10 protein-coding genes are annotated in these 17102 nt (G+C 60.5%); 4 read left to right on the top strand and 6 right to left on the bottom strand.

The genetic code is table 11. The annotated features are described in order from the left end of the window. Positions 1-63 precede the first annotated feature (63 nt). The 5 genes from INF37_RS12005 to INF37_RS11985 all read right to left on the bottom strand — a co-directional run bounded on the left by INF37_RS12005 (position 64) and on the right by INF37_RS11985 (position 10221). Positions 64-1515: an aldehyde dehydrogenase family protein gene (locus tag INF37_RS12005; RefSeq protein WP_193538535.1), complete on the bottom strand. Its 1452-nt coding sequence runs from the start codon at positions 1513-1515 to the stop codon at positions 64-66. Between the two features lie 21 nt (positions 1516-1536). Beyond that, positions 1537-2688, bottom strand: a complete 1152-nt coding sequence (locus INF37_RS12000; protein WP_193538533.1) for an iron-containing alcohol dehydrogenase family protein — start codon at positions 2686-2688, stop codon at positions 1537-1539. Between the two features lie 254 nt (positions 2689-2942). Further along, positions 2943-4172, bottom strand: coding sequence for an S-layer homology domain-containing protein (locus INF37_RS11995; protein WP_193538530.1), 1230 nt, complete (start codon positions 4170-4172; stop codon positions 2943-2945). A 28-nt stretch (positions 4173-4200) separates the two neighbouring features. Continuing rightward, positions 4201-9135 carry a fibronectin type III domain-containing protein gene (locus tag INF37_RS11990; protein WP_193538528.1) on the bottom strand — a complete coding sequence of 1645 codons (4935 nt, stop codon included), beginning with the start codon at positions 9133-9135 and terminating at the stop codon, positions 4201-4203. 279 nt (positions 9136-9414) lie between these two features. After that, the gene (locus tag INF37_RS11985) at positions 9415-10221 is read right to left on the bottom strand and encodes an AraC family transcriptional regulator (protein WP_180956730.1); all 807 of its coding nucleotides are present in this window, start codon (positions 10219-10221) and stop codon (positions 9415-9417) included. Between the two features lie 645 nt (positions 10222-10866). On the opposite strand from INF37_RS11985, the gene INF37_RS11980 reads away from it, so the two are divergent. The 4 genes from INF37_RS11980 to INF37_RS11965 all read left to right on the top strand — a co-directional run bounded on the left by INF37_RS11980 (position 10867) and on the right by INF37_RS11965 (position 16104). Next, positions 10867-12297, top strand: a complete 1431-nt coding sequence (locus tag INF37_RS11980) for a GntP family permease (protein ID WP_193538526.1) — start codon at positions 10867-10869, stop codon at positions 12295-12297. A gap of 182 nt (positions 12298-12479) precedes the next feature. Continuing rightward, positions 12480-14201 carry a dihydroxy-acid dehydratase gene (gene ilvD, locus INF37_RS11975; RefSeq protein WP_101691598.1) on the top strand — a complete coding sequence of 574 codons (1722 nt, stop codon included), beginning with the start codon at positions 12480-12482 and terminating at the stop codon, positions 14199-14201. A 200-nt stretch (positions 14202-14401) separates the two neighbouring features. Next, entirely contained in the window at positions 14402-15295 is an 894-nt protein-coding gene (locus INF37_RS11970) for a dihydrodipicolinate synthase family protein (protein ID WP_193538524.1), read from the top strand. Further along, complete coding sequence (locus tag INF37_RS11965; protein WP_101691596.1) at positions 15295-16104, top strand: SDR family NAD(P)-dependent oxidoreductase; 810 nt, start codon at positions 15295-15297, stop codon at positions 16102-16104. Before INF37_RS11970 ends, INF37_RS11965 begins: the two co-directional genes overlap by 1 nt. An 87-nt stretch (positions 16105-16191) precedes the next feature. Here the strand turns inward: INF37_RS11965 and INF37_RS11960 are convergent. Continuing rightward, on the bottom strand, positions 16192-17102 hold a 911-nt coding region (locus tag INF37_RS11960; protein WP_193538522.1), incomplete at its 5' end, for an electron transfer flavoprotein subunit alpha/FixB family protein.

Here is a 17102-nt window from a genome sequence, read left to right as displayed (position 1 = left end):
CTGAAAGAGCGGTATACCCGCTCTTTGCAGGTATACCGCTCTCTCCGTGCCGGCTGATGGCTCTCAGATTCCAAAATCCACGCACAGGTGTTTCACTTCTGTATATTTCAGCATGCCCTCGGCACCGCCCGCCCGGTCCATGCCGCTCTGTTTGTACCCGCCCGTCTCGCACTCGGGCAGGAGCTTATTGTAGCAGTTGACCCAGGCCGAGCCCGCCCGCAGGCGGCGCGCCACCCACATGGCCTTGTCGATGTCCCGGCTCCACACGGCAGAAGCCAGTCCATAGGCCGTCCCGTTGGCGATGGCAAGGGCCTCCTCTTTTGTTTTAAAGGTCTGCACCACCAGCACCGGCCCAAAGATCTCCTCCTGGACCACGCGGGCGTCCATGGGCGGATTGAGGAAAATAGTGGGTGCCAGGTAGAACCCCTTGTCCAGGCCCCCTTCCGTCAGCCGGTACCCGCCGGTGATCAGCTGAGAGCAGGCCTTTCCCTCCTCCATATACTCCAGGATGGTATCCAGCTGGGTCTGGGAGATGACCGGCCCCAGGGTAGTACTCTCCTCCATGCAGTAGCCCGGACGGAGCTTCTCGGCCTCCTCCTTCAGGCGGGGCAGGAAGGTATCCACCAGCGACTCCTCCAGCACTAGGCGGGACCCCACCGTGCATAACTGACCGGCATTGGTGAAGATGGCCTTGAGGGCAAAGGGCAGGGCCTTATCCAGATCGGCGTCGGCAAAGATGATGTTGGGGGACTTTCCGCCCAGCTCCAGGGAGACCTTCTTCATGGTGTCGGCGGCCGTGCGCATGATGGCCTGCCCGGTCTCCAGTCCGCCGGTGAGGGAGATCATGTCTACCTCGGGATGCTCAGCCAGGGCCTGACCGGCCGTTCCGCCCCGGCCGGACACGGCGTTGACCACGCCCTTCGGGAAGGCCGGGATCTGATCCAGCAGCTCCAGAACCGCCAGAGTGCATCCGGTGGTCTGGGCCGCGGGCTTGAGCACACAGGTACAGCCTGCCGCCAGCGCGGGCGCCATGTCCCGCATGAGCAGCGTCACCGGGTAGTTCCAGGGGGTGATGACCGCCACCACGCCCACCGGTTCCCGGGCCAGCACCGAGAGGAGCCCCGGCTCCACCGCGGTGCTCGTCCCGTAGAGGGTCCGGGCCGCGGCGGCATAGTATTCCACATAGCCGATGGAGCTGTTGAGTTCAAAGCGGGCCTCATTGATGGGCTTGCCGGTCTCCAGCGCCAGCCGGGTGGCCAGCTCCTCCAGATTGGCCCGCATGGCGGCGCCCCACGCGCTCAGGCACTGGGAGCGGAGCCGGGGATTGAAGGCCCAGTTCTCCTCCTCAAAGGCCCGCCGGGCTGCCGCCACCGCCCGGTCCACATCCACCTGCCCCGAGGCCGGTACACGGGAGACCAGTTCCCCATCACAGGGGCAGAAGATCTCCATGGTCTGTCCGCCGGCAGCCTCCTGCCAAACGCCGTCCACCAGGTTCCGATAAGTACGCACTTGCATCGAATGTCCTCCTCTCATCTCTCAGCGGGTCTGATCGGCCAGGATCTCCAGATAGAGCTTCTCACACTGCTTCTGGCTGATGGCGCGGGGGTTGTTGGCCAGCAGGAAGCCGGGGAGGTTGCTGGCCACCAGTTCGGCGTCGCTCTCCTTCATGCCGAAGGAGGCGAAGGGCACCCGCACGCCGGTCTCGTCGAAGAGGCGCTCCACCGCGCGTACCGAGGCCTGCGCCGCCTGGTAGGGGTGCATTCCGGCGGTGTTTTCCCCCAGAAGGGCGGCAATGTGTGCAAAACGTTCGGGCCGTGCCATCAGGTTGAAGTCCATGCAGTATTTCAGCAGCACGGCATTGGCCTCGCCGTGGGCCATGTGGAAGAAGGTGCACAGGGGGCTGGAGAGGGAGTGGACCAGGCCCAACCCCGCCTGATCCATGGCCACGCCGGCCAGCACGCTGCCCATGGCCATGTCCCGCCGGGCCTCCAGATCCTTCCCGTCGGCACACACCCGCCAGAGCGCCCCGCCGATCAGCCGGATGGCCTCCTGGGCCATGGCATCCGTGATGGGATTGGCTCCCTTGCCCACATAGGCCTCCACCGCGTGGGAGAGGGCGTCCATACCGGTGGTCGCCGTCAGGTAGAGGGGCAGGCTGGCCATGAGCTCGGCATCCACCAGAGCCACCGCCGGGAAGAGGGCGGGGCTGTTGATCCCCTTCTTGCAGTTGCGGTCCACAATGACGGCACACATGGTCACTTCACTGCCGGTTCCCGCCGTGGTGGGAATGGCGATCAGGGGCAGCGCTGTCTGGGAGAAGGGTTTTCCGTTCCACTGGTAATCCACCAGCGGTCCCTCATTGGTGGCCAGAGCGGCCAGGACCTTGGCCGTATCGATGGAGGAGCCGCCGCCCAGGGCCACCACCTTGGTGGGACGATAGTCCCGCACGGTCTCCATGGCCTGCTCCACCAGCGGGGCGTCCGGGTTGGGGGAGACCGCGTCGTACACCAGGTGATCCGCCCCTGTCGGGGTGATGACCCCCTCCACCCGCTCCACCAGGCCCACCGCCCGGAGGCCCGGGTCGGTGACCAGCAGCACCCGGTCCGAGGGGCTCAGAAAACCGCCCAGCTCTTTCAGGCATCCGATCTCAAAGTGGATATCCACCGGCATGTGGTACTTGGTAATCATCTCAAAAACCCTCCTAAAAAATAAAATCAGCCGTCCACACGGTATCTCTACCAGTGTTACGGCTGCGTTCTCCGCGCAGGGATCAGGCGGTCTCCCGTCTCTCCACTGCGTTATCCCACTCGGGGACTATTTTATTTTCGCCAGAGCTTCTGTGGTCATTATGCCACACTCTTATAGTCTTTGCAAGTCTTTTTTTATAAAATTTTACTCCCCTCTCCAAAAACAGGAGAGGGGAGTAGGTCAAAGAGCGTCTCTCAGTTCTCCGGTTGGCTCCACTGGATGTACTGCATCAGCAGCATCGCCACCTCCGCGCGGGTAATGGGCGCCTTGGGCGCAAAGCGTCCCTCGCCCTGTCCCCGCATCAGTCCGGCCGCCTGTACCGAGGCCACCGCATCCCGGGCATAGGAACCGATCTCATCCTGATCGGTGAAATCCAGCGTTCCCTCCGGCAGAGGGGTCCCCTGCACCGCACAGAAGCGGCTCAGAAGGGCAGCGGTCTGCTCCCGGGTGACGTTCTGATCCGGGGCAAACTGCCCGGGCAGGACCCCCATGGCCACACCCCGGTCATAAGCCCAGGCCACCGCTTCACTGTACCAGGCATCGGCCGGCACATCCGTAAAGATACCTGCGGCATCAGGGGCCTTCTCGCCGGACAGACGGTAGAGGACGGTCACCAGCATGGCCCGACTCATATTGGCCTGGGGCGCAAACCGGGTCTCCGACTGTCCGTAGAAGAGCCCGCGCTCCACCACGAACTCCACCGCTCCGGCATACCAGTCTCCCGGCTGCACGTCGGTGAAGGAGGGCGTAGAGGGCTTTGTCTCCTCCCGCTCGAAATAGACCACCAGCCGATCCTTTCCGGACAGCCCGGTCAGCACGTTGGTCACTTGGATCTCCTTGCCATTGAGCAGGATGCGGGCAATGCGGTATCCGGAGTCAGGCGTGATGACCACCCGGCCGCCCCGCTCCGCCCGGACCTGCCCGCCCTCTCCCTGTACGGTGATTTTGGGGGTAGAGCTGCTCTCCCCATCACTCCCGTCCTCGGAGGAGGATGCGGTATCCCGCTTTACCTCCAGGGCCAGGTCGGCCCACTCGGTGCGCTCCAGGCTCCGGTCCAGGACCACCGCACGGGAGGCCTTGGTGATTTCCGTGCCCGAACTCACCTTCAGGGTCCCCATCTCCAGCCGGCCATCTGCACGGCTCAGCGGATTGCGGTCGGCGGCATACAGGGTGATCTCTCCCTGGTCGGCCCGGACGGTCATGGCATAGCTCTCCGCCCGGCCGGTAAACTGGATGTCTTTGGTCTGTGTCACGCTGAGGGTGACCTGGGCGGCATAGCGTTCGGAGGCCACCTCCGTCAGCGTCACGCCGGCGTTCTCGCCCGCCCGGTCAAAGGACAGCTCCACCCCCGCCGCCAGGGCGGGGAACTGGAGCATGGCGCCCATCGTGAGGGCGCAAATTCCGGTACGAAACCAGGAATGCATGAAATGGTTCCTCCTTCTGATCTCCCGCTCACTCTTCCGTCGTGAAACGAATGGCGGGCATACTGTCATAGCGCGGCACGCTGATGAACAGGGTATCGCTGGTCATGCGCTCCCCGTTCCCCTCGATGTCCTCACCGCGGTAGAGCTGGGCTTTGAGCTCAATCAGTACCGCAGTGCCCGCGCTGGGCTTCTCTCCGTGGTCCTCATTGACAGCCTTGAAGAGGTCCTGATCCAAGGGCACAAAGAGGAAGAAGCCGTCGCTGATGTCGCTCACCGCTCCATCCTCGGGGATCTCGGCAAAGAGCAAGGCATCGCCCTCCAGGATCTCTTCCCGCAGCACAGGGGCCTCGTCGGAGGCAGGCTTCCGCTCCTGGAATTTACCCAGGATGCGCACCTTGTTGTACAGGGGATCTCCCCGGTAGCTGCCGGTGATGATCACCGTTCCGGCCGGGATGCTCTCCTTCCCCTCCTCGGTGTCATAGGTAAACTCCTTCTCCAGCACGCCAATGGATGCTCCCGGTGTGAACTCGATGTTGTCCCCCGGATAATCCAGCAGCTGGATGTCCTCCAGCGCCATCTCCTCCGGGATTCCGGTGAGGATGATCTGGGCCGCGTCATAGATCCAGATCCGGGTATCATCCGCGTCGGCACCCGGCTTCTGGAAGTAGCACAGGAAGGTCTCGCCCCCCTGGAATCTGGTCTCCCGGGCCAGCGTCCAGCCCTCCAGAGGCTGGGCCCCGGCGTCATCGGTGACCCAGGCCTGTACATTCCCCTCGGCCGGGATCGCTTCTCCGGTGAGGAGCAGTCCAGCCGTGGAGAGCAGGCCCTCCCGTGCCGTGATGTGAACCCGTCCCATCTCGTCCCGGCGGATCTCGTAAAGCTCGGGAGAGAGAGTCTTCTCATAGGAGATCCGTACCTGCTGTTCCTCGGACACGCCGGCCTCATAGCCCAGCTTGTCGATGGCGCGCACCTGGTAGGTAAAGACCATGTGATTGGCCGCACCCACCTGGTCCGTATAAGTCTGTACTGCCGTACCGTCCGCGCACAGGAAGGCCACCGGCGTTCCATTGCGCAGGATCTCATAGCCCTGCACCATAGCGGGGTCGTCCACCGAGATGGTCAGCTCCACCGTTTTTCCGCCGGAGGCGGTGCTCTCCAGCGTGGGGGTCACATGGGCCCGCTCGGCTCCATCCAGGCGCAGGCGGCGGGACTCGTCGCTCAGATACCAGATCTCCCGCTCCTCGGGTTCGCCCTGGGCGGCCAGATACGCCAGGGTCTCCTGGCTCAGCTCCATGCCCCAGTGCTGGAAGAAGGCGGAGAGATCCTTCCCGGCGACCTGACTGGCCAGACGGGCGATCCGGTCGTTGACCGGGACGTTTTTCTCTGCGTCCGACTTCCACAGGGTAAAGAAGCGGTTGTAGAAATCCAGGGGACCACTCCCCTCCAGAACGCTTCCGCCCTCATCGTAGGCCAGGTGGAGCTGCCAGTACATGCCCAGCTGTACAAAGACGTTGGCGGCCTCGCCGGGCTTGCCCAGGGCGGTCTTCTGGAAGATGTCCGAATAGAATCCGCTCTCCTCCAGGCGGGAACGGCCGGTCAGCTCGCCGGTCTCCTCGGCGGTCTGGGCCACCAGAGAGTAGATGTTGTTGGTGATCTCGGCCTTTCCGATCTTGTCCATGTTGTGGCCGATCTCATGGGCGATGCCCCATCCGAAGAGGGCGTTTGCGCCCGTCCCGGTCTCGGCCAGCGGAGCACCGGTCACCATGCCGCTGGTCTCGCTGAACTCGATGCCCACATAGCTGCCGGCGGCAAACATGAACGCACCGGAGAACATTCTGGAGAAGCGGATATTGTGCCGCGTGCTCATGGGATACTGGTAGTCTGCAAAGGAAGTGTCGGCGCTTATGATTCCCTGTGTCTTATTGGCCAGGAAGAGCAGCTCCTCCCACGCGCACAGCGCGTCATAGAGCTTGTCCGTCATGACCTCCACAGAGGCCTGGGCTCCGCCCAGACCGGCCAGCACCTGGGTGGCGGGCAGGGAGAGGAGCATACCGGGACCCCCCACCTCGGTCACATTGCGGATGCTGGTCTTTTTCGCCTGGTCATTGCTCAGGCTCAGTCCGGCCACGTAGGTCTTGAGGGCCTCCACATAGGGTGTGAGCTGTTCCTTGCGCTCCTGCTCGCTGTGGCCATACCAGTCCGCTCCGCTCAGATCCAGCATGGGAATGACAGAGATCACGTTTTTGTTCTCCGACACATCCCGGATCTGGAGCTGAATGTCTTCCCCGTGGGAACCGGCGTACTCCACATACAGGGAGCCGCCCCGCTCTCCCAGGCCGCTGTTGCCGATGACCTGGAGCCAAATCTGGTTGCGTCCGTTCCGGAGCGCATACTCCGCCCGGGTGGCATTGGTCTCGGAGTACTGCTGCCACTGCACCAGCTTGACCGACTCGCCGGGCTGGATGCCCTGGACATAGACGGTGATCCAGGCGCCCGAGCGGGCGGACACGCCCAGGGGCTGAAGGGCCGACGCACTCTGGCCGAAGGCAGCCTGGTCGGCTCCGGCGCTTCGGCTCTGAAGGCCGGAGTACACCATCAGCTCATTCCGGCGGCCCTCCAGGAGCTGCTGGGCATTGTCCAGCTCGTCCAAGAGGATCTTCCGATCCACATAGTAGGCCTCGGCACGGCTCGCCCGGGTGCGGAGCGCCTCAATGGTTCCTTCCTCCACACCCTGCGCCAGCTCGGTATGGCTCTCGTTGGCAAAGAGGGCGTTGATCTCATCAGCCAGTCCGTCATACTGATAGAAGGCGATCTCGGACAGGCTGATGTTGCCTGCGCCAGCCCACTGAGAACCCTCCACCGTAATGGTTTTCACGTCCGAACGGGGGAACTTGACGATAAAGTAGGTGTTATTCTCCCCCTTCTCAAAGGAGACCTGATCTTCCGGTACAGCCTGCCCGTTGATGCTCACATTGAACTTGTCAAAGAAGTTGCGGTAGGGACGCTTTTGTCCGCTGGGCTCGTTGCCCAGGTCGGGGACATAGATGAGATAGTCCATGGAATAGGCATGATCAAAGGTAAAGGTAAAGGCCCTGGACCGATTGTACGTGCTGGCGACCCAGCTAGTGCGGTAGTCCCCATCATATACGGATCCCGGCAGGGTTCCCTTGCTCACCGTCCAGTCGGTGTTGCCGGACGGATAGTCCGCCGAGACGATGATACTCTGATTATCCAGCCGGTTTGCGGTGGGCAGATCGGGGGTCTCAAACTCTGCGGCCTTGGGGGTACCCAGCACCGTCTCGGAATAGGGGCTCTGTCCCAGCTCATTGACGCCGTAGACTCTCACCTCATACTCCGTTCCGTTCTCCAGGCCGCCGATAACAGCGCTGTTATTCTGGAAGGAGCCGGACAGCGTCTGGAAAGCAGCCTCCCCCTTCTTGCGGTACTCAACCCGCACATACTGGGTACGCTTGCCCGGCTGCCAGCTCACGGTGAGCAGGCTGTCTCCCGGCTCCACCTGAAGGCGGTCGGGCCGGTCCGGGCGGCTCTCCACCTTGGGTGTGGCTGTGACCACTTCCGAGCGCGCACCCTCCCACCGGCTCCCGCCGGCATCCGAGATGGGGGTCACGGCAAAATAGTAGGACTTAAGCGCCTCCAGCTTGGAGATCACACAGGTGGTCTCTCCGCTCTCCACGGACTGGTTCAGCGCATCGGGGCTGGTGCCATAGTCCACCCGGTAGCCGGTGACATTGGCTACGCCCTTCCAGCGCAGGGTGACCGACTCCACACCGGCCTCTGCCCGCAGCTGCTCCACCTTCGGCTTATGGACCGCGGGCTCCTCGGGCACGATGTCCTGGAGGAAGCGGATCTGCTCCACGACCACCGGCTCATCGCCCTTGGTCTCCACCCGGATGGTGATCTTCTTGACCGGCACCCGGTTCCCCAGGGAAATGGTCACCGTTCTGCGCCCGTCATCGGTCCGGGTAATGGCGTACACTCCCTCAGGCAGTGCCTGGGAGAAGGGGATCTCCAGCGTCTCTCCGCTGGCTGTCTCAGCCACGACAACGCCGGTTTCCACCGGATAGGCCGCCGAGCTGACGATGGCCACCTCTTCCATCTCCACCCCTTCCTCGGTGAGCGGGATGGGCAGCGTGATGGTATTCTCCTCTCCCTTGGGTGAGAGCTTGACGCTCTGGCCATTGTCCGCAAAGAGGTCGGACACGGTTCCCTCTACCACAGCTGCCGCCGTCACGGCTTCCTGGATGCGCTCCAGATCCAGCGTGTTGGCGGGGATCAGCGCGGTCTGGAAGATCTGCGCCGTGCCCTGGGCATCCTGGGCCATGGTGACGGTAGCCAGATCGGAAATATCCACCACGCCGTCCCCATTGAGGTCACATGCGGCATCCGCGGTGTCCAATGCATCCCGCACCCGGGCTACATCCCGCTGATCGGCCAGGCCGTCGCCGGTCACATCACCCAGCGTAAAGGTGGCGTCTCCCGTTCCCAGGACCACACCTTTGGAGTGGGTATCCAGGGTGAGCTCCGGGGTGGTATAGGGGCAAAAACCGGTTCCCTCCAGAGAGAGCGCATAGGTATTCTCCCCCTCCCGGGCAGAGAGCCCGGCAAAGGTCATATCCACATAGCGTACCTCTTCTCCCTCGGTGCGCAGTGCGATCTCTACACTTCCCTTCCCGCCGTCCGGGAGGGTCTGCGCTTTCTCCAGGCCGGCCTGGAGCAGGGCCGCTCCATCCCGCTTGAGCGTGACTTTCGGGGCTCTTGCCTTCCAGCCGGAGACGGTCATGGGGTAGTCCAGACGCAGCGTGACCGTAATTTCTCCCTCTGCGTCCTGCACAGTGCCGGCACCGCGTGTTTCCGCCGCCGCAGCCACCGGAGCGGTCCCCAGCAGGGATACGCCCATGGCGCCTGCAAGCAGTCCAGATAGCGCTCGTCGATACCAGTTCATGTCCACATATCTTCCTTTCCTGATCTTCCTGTTCTTTTCTTATGGCGGCAGCTCTTCTCTGCCTGCCCCAATCGGATGGGAAATATTTCAGCCGGCGTATTGTAACATAAAACACATAGGTTTGGTAGACTTTATATTAAAATGTAACCATTTGTTTCTTTTTTCTTTCTGCCTCGCAGCCATTTCTCCAATTTATTTCTCTATTTACAGCTCATTCCGTGTCAAAAAGTACAAAGCTCCTCCATTTTCAGTCCTGAAAACGGAGGAGCTTCCCCTCTATTATATTCCATTCTTCCGGCACTGCTCCGCATAGGCTTTTGGGGAAAGTCCCTTGACCCGCTTGAATGCGCGGGAAAAGTAGAGCGGATCCTCAAATCCCACAGAATTGGAGATCTCCTGTACCGAGTACATCCCGCTGGAGAGGAGGCGGCAGGCCTGTTCGATCCGGTATTCCACAATAAAATGTTTGGGGGATACCTGGAACCGTTCCTTAAAACTGCGGTAGAGACTGTTCTGGCTGGTGGAGACAAACTCTGCCAGCTGCTCCACCGTGATGGGCTGTTCATAGTGACTCATCACATAGCGGGCGGCCTGTTCCGCACAGTCCTCCCTGTCCCGCTCCCCGGCTGTTCCTCCACGCCCATGGTCAACCAGAAACGCCAGAAAGAGATAGAGCCTCCCGGTAAGCGCGCAGCCGCTCCATGCAGTCGTTCCGTAGTCTGAATAGAGCTCCAGCAGCAAACGGCTGATCTCTTCGGGATAAAATCCCCGCAGTACCGGGCGGTCTGGAGCAAACGGGGTCTGCTCCACCAGTCCGCCGGCCTCCCGTCCTTGGAATCCCACCCAGACATACTCCCACGGCTCCTGCTCATCGGCATAATACAGAATGCTGGTATTGGGATAGACCAGAAAGGTATCCCCTGCGGAGAGGGTATAGTGCTGCTCATCCACCACAAAGTCTCCCCGCCCGGCGAGAATGTGGTGGATCAGGTAATGGTCCCGTACGCCCGGTCCCCAGCGGTACCCAGGTACACACTGCTGCCGGCCCGTATTCTGTACAAAGAGCGAGCCGACTCCGTGTTCCAACTTAAAAGAATGCTTATAGAAATCGTCCGCTCGCATGATTTCTTTCACCGCTTTCTGATCTATGCTTTATGATTTGATTTTGTTATACCATAGCTTTTTCCGGTGTGTCAAACCACTTTCTGCATTCTGTTCTCAGTCGTTTTTTGTCTCTTTTTATCCGGTCACCTTATTAATTTTTATATTGGAGAAAGTAAATCCAGACCAAATCGCAGAAATAAGTTTCATATTGTTTCATCTCTTTTGATTCAGACCATCAAGTTTACAACATTTTATTCTAAATTTTCTACTTTTCACTCCGTTTTTTATTGTATCTTGACAAATCCAACCAAAGCGGTTATTATAATCACGTTAAAATGTGCATCCATAAAAGGAGCGCATTTTTTAAGCATCATCTCCCGAAATGTGATTCCGTATAGCGGAATCACATGGAGATATGCACGGCAGGTCCACAGTTTTCGACTGTGCACAGAGGAAGGAGGAGTGTCTCAAACGTACGGAAACCCTACAGGAGGATACAGAACCCTATGTACCTCCGGTAATCCCATCGATTGGTCGAGCAACCGCGCATCCTGACCCGGTCCCGTCTGCATTCTTAGAAGGTTTTGCAGATGGGCAAGCGTTTGTTATGGAAAGGGAGTTTTTTGAGTGTCTGCTGTATTATTTCTCATTACTCTCGTAATCGCCATCGCCATTCTGGTGGTGCTGATTATGAAGGTAAAGCTGCATCCCACGTTTGCATTGTTCCTGGTTGGTCTGGGTATGGCTCTGGTCAACGGCTTCCCCTTCATGGAAGCCATGGGTCTTCTGACCAAGGGCTTTGGTAATACCCTTGGCAGCCTGGGTATCCCCATCATGCTGGGTGCCATTCTGGCTATGGGCGTACAGGATACCGGCGCCGCCAAGGCCATTGCCAACTTCTTCATCCGCCTGTTCCACGGTAAGAACCTGGAGCTGGCTCCCGCGCTGACCGCCTATGTGGTCTCCATCCCCGTGTTTGGCGATATCACCACCATCCTGTGCTCCAACATCGCCAACGTGCTCTCCAAGCGTAAGCACATCTCCATGTCCACCATGGCTTCCTTCACTCAGACCGGTCTGAACCTGACCCACGCCATGGTTCCCCCCACGCCCGGCATCCTGGCTGTGTCTGTCGCTCTAAGCGCCGACCTGGGCATGGTTATCACCTGGGGTATTGTCATCACTGCGATCGCCTTCTTCCTGACCTGGCTGGTCCTGAAGAAGTGGTGTGAGAAGGAATGGATCGAGCCCGTGCCCGCCGTGGTCGAGGGCATTGAGGAGACCAAGTCCAACAGCGTCTCCGACATCCTCATCAACGAGCCTGATCTGCCCAATACCTTTGCCGCTTTCCTGACCATCCTGATCCCGGTGGTCCTGATCGCCGGCGGCTCCTTCATCAACATGTCCATTCCTGAGAGCGTGGCGGAAGACGCCATGATCCGCACTGTGGCCGCCATCATGAGCGACAAGGTCGTGGCTCTGGGCGCCGGTGTGATCTACACCATGATCCTGGCCACCTTCCACAAGAAGTCCGTCCGTGCGAGCAACCTGGAGTCCACCGGTTCTGATCCCAAGGGCTTCAACGAAGTGGTGCTCAACAGCTGGATCGCCCGTGGTCTGGAAGTGGCTCTGGCCGCTCTCCTCATCACCGCTATGGGCGGCGCCTTCTCCGAGGTTATCAAGGCCTGCCCCGCCATCGGCGAGCTGACTGAGCTGATCGACAAGCTGCCCATCCCCGCCATCCTGATCCCCTTCTTCTGCGGTGCTATCATGATGACCGCTGTGGGCTCCATGACCACTGCCGGCATCACCGCCGTGGGCGTGGTTGGCCCCATGATGGCCACTCTGGGCCTGAGCCCCGTGGCCGCCACTCTGGCCATCGGTGCCGGCACCCTGTGCTTCAACCACGTGAGCAACAGCGGTTTCTGGGTGGTCAGCCGCTTCTTCAACCTGGGCACCATTACTCAGGGTCTGAAGTACATCACCATCCCCGATGCCGTGGCTGGCGTCTTCAGCATGATCCTGCTGCTGATCTGCAATATGATCGGAATCATCTGATCGCCTGCTAAGTAAAACTCTTCCAATCGAACACGTTTGAAAAAGCGAGGAGCCTTTCTCCTCCCACCAGAAAACCTGCCAAAGGAGAAATGGTCTGCTGCTTGCTTTACCGAGCATGGGGCAGGCCATTTTTTCCTCTTTTATTTCCGATTTGTTTTCTATGCCCAAAGGAGGACGCATTTATGAATCAGAAAAGCCATGCCGACCGTATGCTGTGGGCCCAGTTCGACGCTCTGGAGATGGGCACCGGCTGGGACGATCTTGATATCAACAAGCCCCAGATCATGGTGGAGAGCGCTTACGGCGACTCTCATCCCGGCAGCTGGCATCTGAACCAGCTGGTGGAGCAGGCCGTCTACGGCGTGTACGAAAAGGGCGGCAAGCCTGCCAAGTACTATGCCACCGATATCTGTGACGGCTGCGCCCAGGGTCATGACGGCATGAATGCCGTTCTGGCCTCCCGTGAGGCGCTGGCCAACATGGTGGAGGTCCACGCTTCCGCCGTGCCCTGGGACGGCATGATCCTCTCCTCCAGCTGCGACAAGTCCATCCCCGCCCATCTGAAGGCGGCCGCCCGTATGGACATCCCCACCATCTTTATGCCCGGCGGCTCCATGCGCCCCGGCCCCAATCAGACCACTTCTCTGGTGGCCGGCGATATCTCCCTGCGCCAGAAGCGCAAGGACGCCATCACCGAGCAGGAAGTCCGGGACTACAAGCTGACCGGCTGTCCCTCGGTGGGCGCCTGCACCTTCCTGGGTACTGCCTCCACCATGCAGTGTGTGGCTGAGGCCCTGGGTCTCACCCTCCCCGGCGCCGCGCTGGCTCCCGCTACCATGCGTGACGTGATCCAGTACGCCCGCTATGCCGGCCGCAAGATCATGGAGCTGGTGGAGAAGGACATCACTCCCAGCAAGATCATGACCCCTGCCGCCTTCCGCAACGCTATCATTGTTCACAGCGCCATCGGCGGCTCCACCAACGCCACCATCCACCTGCCCTCCATCGCCCGTGAGCTGGGCTATGACCTGCCCATCGAGCTCTTTGACGAGATCAACCATCAGGTGCCCCACCTGGGCAACATCAATCCCTCCGGCCAGCACCTGACCGAGTCCTTCTGGTTCGCCGGCGGCGTGCCCATGGTCCAGTGGATGCTGCGCGACATGCTGGATCTGGATGTGATGACGGTCACCGGCAAGACCCTGGGTGAGAACCTGGAGGATCTGCACAAGGACAACTGGTTTGAGCGCAACCTGGGCTACCTGCACAACTACGGCCTGACCCGTGAGCAGGTCATCTTCCCCGTGGAGAAGGCCCCCGAGAAGGGCTCTGTGGCCATCCTCAAGGGCAACATCGCCCCCGAGGGCAGCGTCCTGAAGTACTCCGCCTGCGCCATGAACCAGCGCGAGGTGGTCAACGCTGTGGCCCGTGTCTTCAACCACGAGGAGGACGCCCACGACGCCGTGGTCAACAACCAGATCAATCCCGGCGAGGTGGTCATCATCCGCTACGAGGGTCCCCGCGGCTGCGGTATGCCTGAGATGCTCATGACCACCGAGGCCATCGTGTGCGACGAGCGGATCAACGGCTCGGTGGCTCTCATCACCGACGGCCGTTTCTCCGGCGCCACCCGCGGCGCGGCCATTGGCCATGTCTCTCCCGAGGCGGCTGCCGGCGGTCCGATCGCCTTCATTGAGGAGGGCGACCTCATCTCTTACAGCGTCAAGGACCGCACCATCAACCTCACCGGTATCCACGGCAAGCCCTGCACCGTGGAGGAGGCCACCAAGGTTCTGGAGGAGCGTGCCAAGGCTGGTATCCTGCCCCGTGAGAAGCGCAAGGGCTTCTACAAGCTCTATACCGACCATGCTCTCTCTGCTATGAAGGGCGCCGGTCTGGAATAAGTTCCATCCCCATCCCCCCGTCTTCTGAACGGGGGGATTCTTTTTCCGTCGGGATTTGTCCCGGGCCCTTGACAAGGTTCCAAAAGCGCGCTATCATAAGGACAATTCCAGAAGGCGTTTTGGTTTTGTATTTTCAATTCGGAAAATGATTTCACGATACGGAAAATATGCGCATCGCGCAGAAAAGAGAGGGTATGAAAATGAAAGCAGCTTATTTGACCCCCGCGATCACCATGTTCCACGCCGACGGCAGCCTGGACCTGGACAGCCAGAAGAAGCTCTATGAGAACCTGATCGCACAGGGCATGGACGGCATTCTGGTCGAGGGCAGCAGCAGTGAATTTTTCGCCATGAATATGGAGCAGCGCCGCGCCATGGCAAAGTTCGCCATCGATACCATTGACCATCGGGTCAAGCTCATCGTGGGTACCTCCAGCATGGTAGCTGATGAGATCATCTCCTTCTCCAACTACTGCCTGGAGCAGGGGGCCGACGCGGTTATGATCCTTCCCCCCTACTACTTCCACTTTGACGATGAGGCTCTGCTTCAGTATTACGATCATCTGGCCGGCGCCATCGACGGCCCCATCTACATTTACAACTTCCCGGACAACACCGGATACACCATCTCTCCCCATACCGTGGTCAAGCTGGCTAAGCTGCACAGCAACATCGTGGGCATGAAGGACACCATCTCCGGTATGGACCACACCCGCGAGCTGATCAAGGTAGTCAAGTCGGAACTGCCCGACTTTGAGATCTACTCCGGCTTTGACGATAACTTTGCTCACAACGTCCTCTCCGGCGGGGACGGATGCATCGGCGCTCTCTCCAATGTGGTGCCTGAGCTCTGCGCCGCCTGGGTCAAGGCCTTCCGCAACAACGATCTGGACGGAATCGCCAAGGGCCAGCAGACCATCAACCGCCTGATGGATCTCTACACCGTCCGCAGCCCCTTCCTGCCCGTGCTGAAAGAGGCCCTGAAGCTGCGCGGCATTGCTGCCTCCAGCTCTAGCACCTTCCCCATGCCCAATGCCACCGTTGAGGATGACGCCCAGATCCGCGCCCTCTTCCACCGGGAGGGGATCCGCTGATGAATACGGCAGAATATCTCCACAGTCTCTTTTCTCTGGAGGGCAAAACCATTCTGGTGACCGGCGCGGCCGGCGGAATCGGCGCTGCCATCAGTGCCGGCCTGGCCCGTGCCGGCGCGGAAGTCGCCCTGTGCGGCCGCACGCTTTCCAAATGTGAGGAGCTGGTAAACCAGCTGAGCGCGGAGGGCTGCCACGTGTCGGCCCACCTTCTGGATGTGGCTGACCGCTCCAGCATCCAGTCCTGTGTGGACGAAGTGGTCGCCCGCTATGGAAAGATCGATGTGCTCTTCAATGTGGCCGGTATCAACAAGCGCGAGGGTCTCCTGGATGTGGAGGAAGAGACCTACGATCGCATCATGGACACCAACCTGAAGGGGCTTTTCTTCATGAGTCAGGCCGTTGCCCGGGAGATGTACAAGCGGAAGAGCGGACACATCATCAACATTGGCTCCCACAATGACGAGGGGATGCTGGGCGGCTGTTCGGTCTATGGCGCGGCCAAGAGCGGTGTGATTGCCCTCACCCGTGCCATGGCGGTGGAGTTTGCCCAGTATGGCATCCGCGCCAACGCCATCAGCCCCGGCCATATTTTGACCGAGCTGACCCAGGTAACCTGGGATCATCCTACCCGTTCCGTCTATCTGAAGGACCGGATCGCCATGGGACGCCCCGGCCGTCCGGACGAGCTAGTCGGTATGGCCATTATGCTGGCCTCCGACGCCTCCAGCTATATGACTGGTCAGGCCTACCATGTGGACGGCGGCTGCCTGTGCGGCGGCGCCCCCTGGGAGTATGACACCAAATATTGATCTGCTTATCAAGAAAAGAAGCGGGAGCACAGATGGTTCTGTGCTCCCGCTTCTTTCTATTTTATGCTGCTGTGAAAGGAAAACGAATTACTTGGAGGCCTTCAGGGCCTTGATGGACTCGATGAGCATGGGGGTGACCTTGAAGAGGTCGCCGGTGATGCCGTAGGAGGCCACCTCGAAGATGGGGGCGGTCTCGTTCTTGTTCACCGCGATGATGCACTCGGAGTCCTGCATGCCGGCCTTGTGCTGGATGGCGCCGGAGATGCCCAGAGCCACATAGATCTTGGGATGCACGGTCTTGCCGGTCTGGCCCACCTGGTGGTCGGCAGAGATCCAGCCAGCGTCCACCACGGCACGGGAGGCGCCAACCACGCCGCCCAGAACCTCAGCCAGCTCCTCGGCCAGGGCAATGCCCTTCTCCACGTCCTTGCTGATGCCGCGGCCCACGGACACCACCACGTCGGCGCCGATCAGGTCCACCAGCTTCTTGGCAGCCTTCTTCACCTCCAGGACCTCCACATGGATGTCCTCCTTGGTCAGGGCCACCGCGGGCTTCTCCACCACAACGGCGTCAGCCTTGGCCTGGTCGAAGGGAGCCTTCTTCATCACGCCGGGACGTACCGTCGACATCTGGGGACGGAACCGGGGGCAGATGATGGTGGCCATCAGGTGGCCGCCGAAGGCGGGACGGGTCATCTTCAAGTTGGTGTTCTCCTCAAAGACCGTGTTGTCCACGTCGATGGTGGAGGTGGTCTTCAGGAACTCCTTGTACTTGGTCACATCCACGTCCAGGTGGGTGCAGTCGGCGGTCAGGCCGGTGTGCAGACGGGCCGCACAGCGGGGGCCCAGGTCACGGCCGATGTTGGTCGCCCCGATCAGGAAGATCTCGGGCTTCTTCTCCTCCACCAGGTCGCAGATCACCTTGGCATAGCCGTCGGTGGTGTAGGTCTCCAGAAGCTCGTGGTCGCACACGTACACCTTGTCCGCGCCGTAGCCGC

Source organism: Pseudoflavonifractor gallinarum, from assembly GCF_014982855.1.
GTDB classification, from domain to species: domain Bacteria; phylum Bacillota; class Clostridia; order Oscillospirales; family Oscillospiraceae; genus Pseudoflavonifractor_A; species Pseudoflavonifractor_A gallinarum.
The sequence above is the reverse complement of the archived record's forward strand: the minus strand, read 5'-3'. Positions and strand labels throughout refer to the sequence as shown.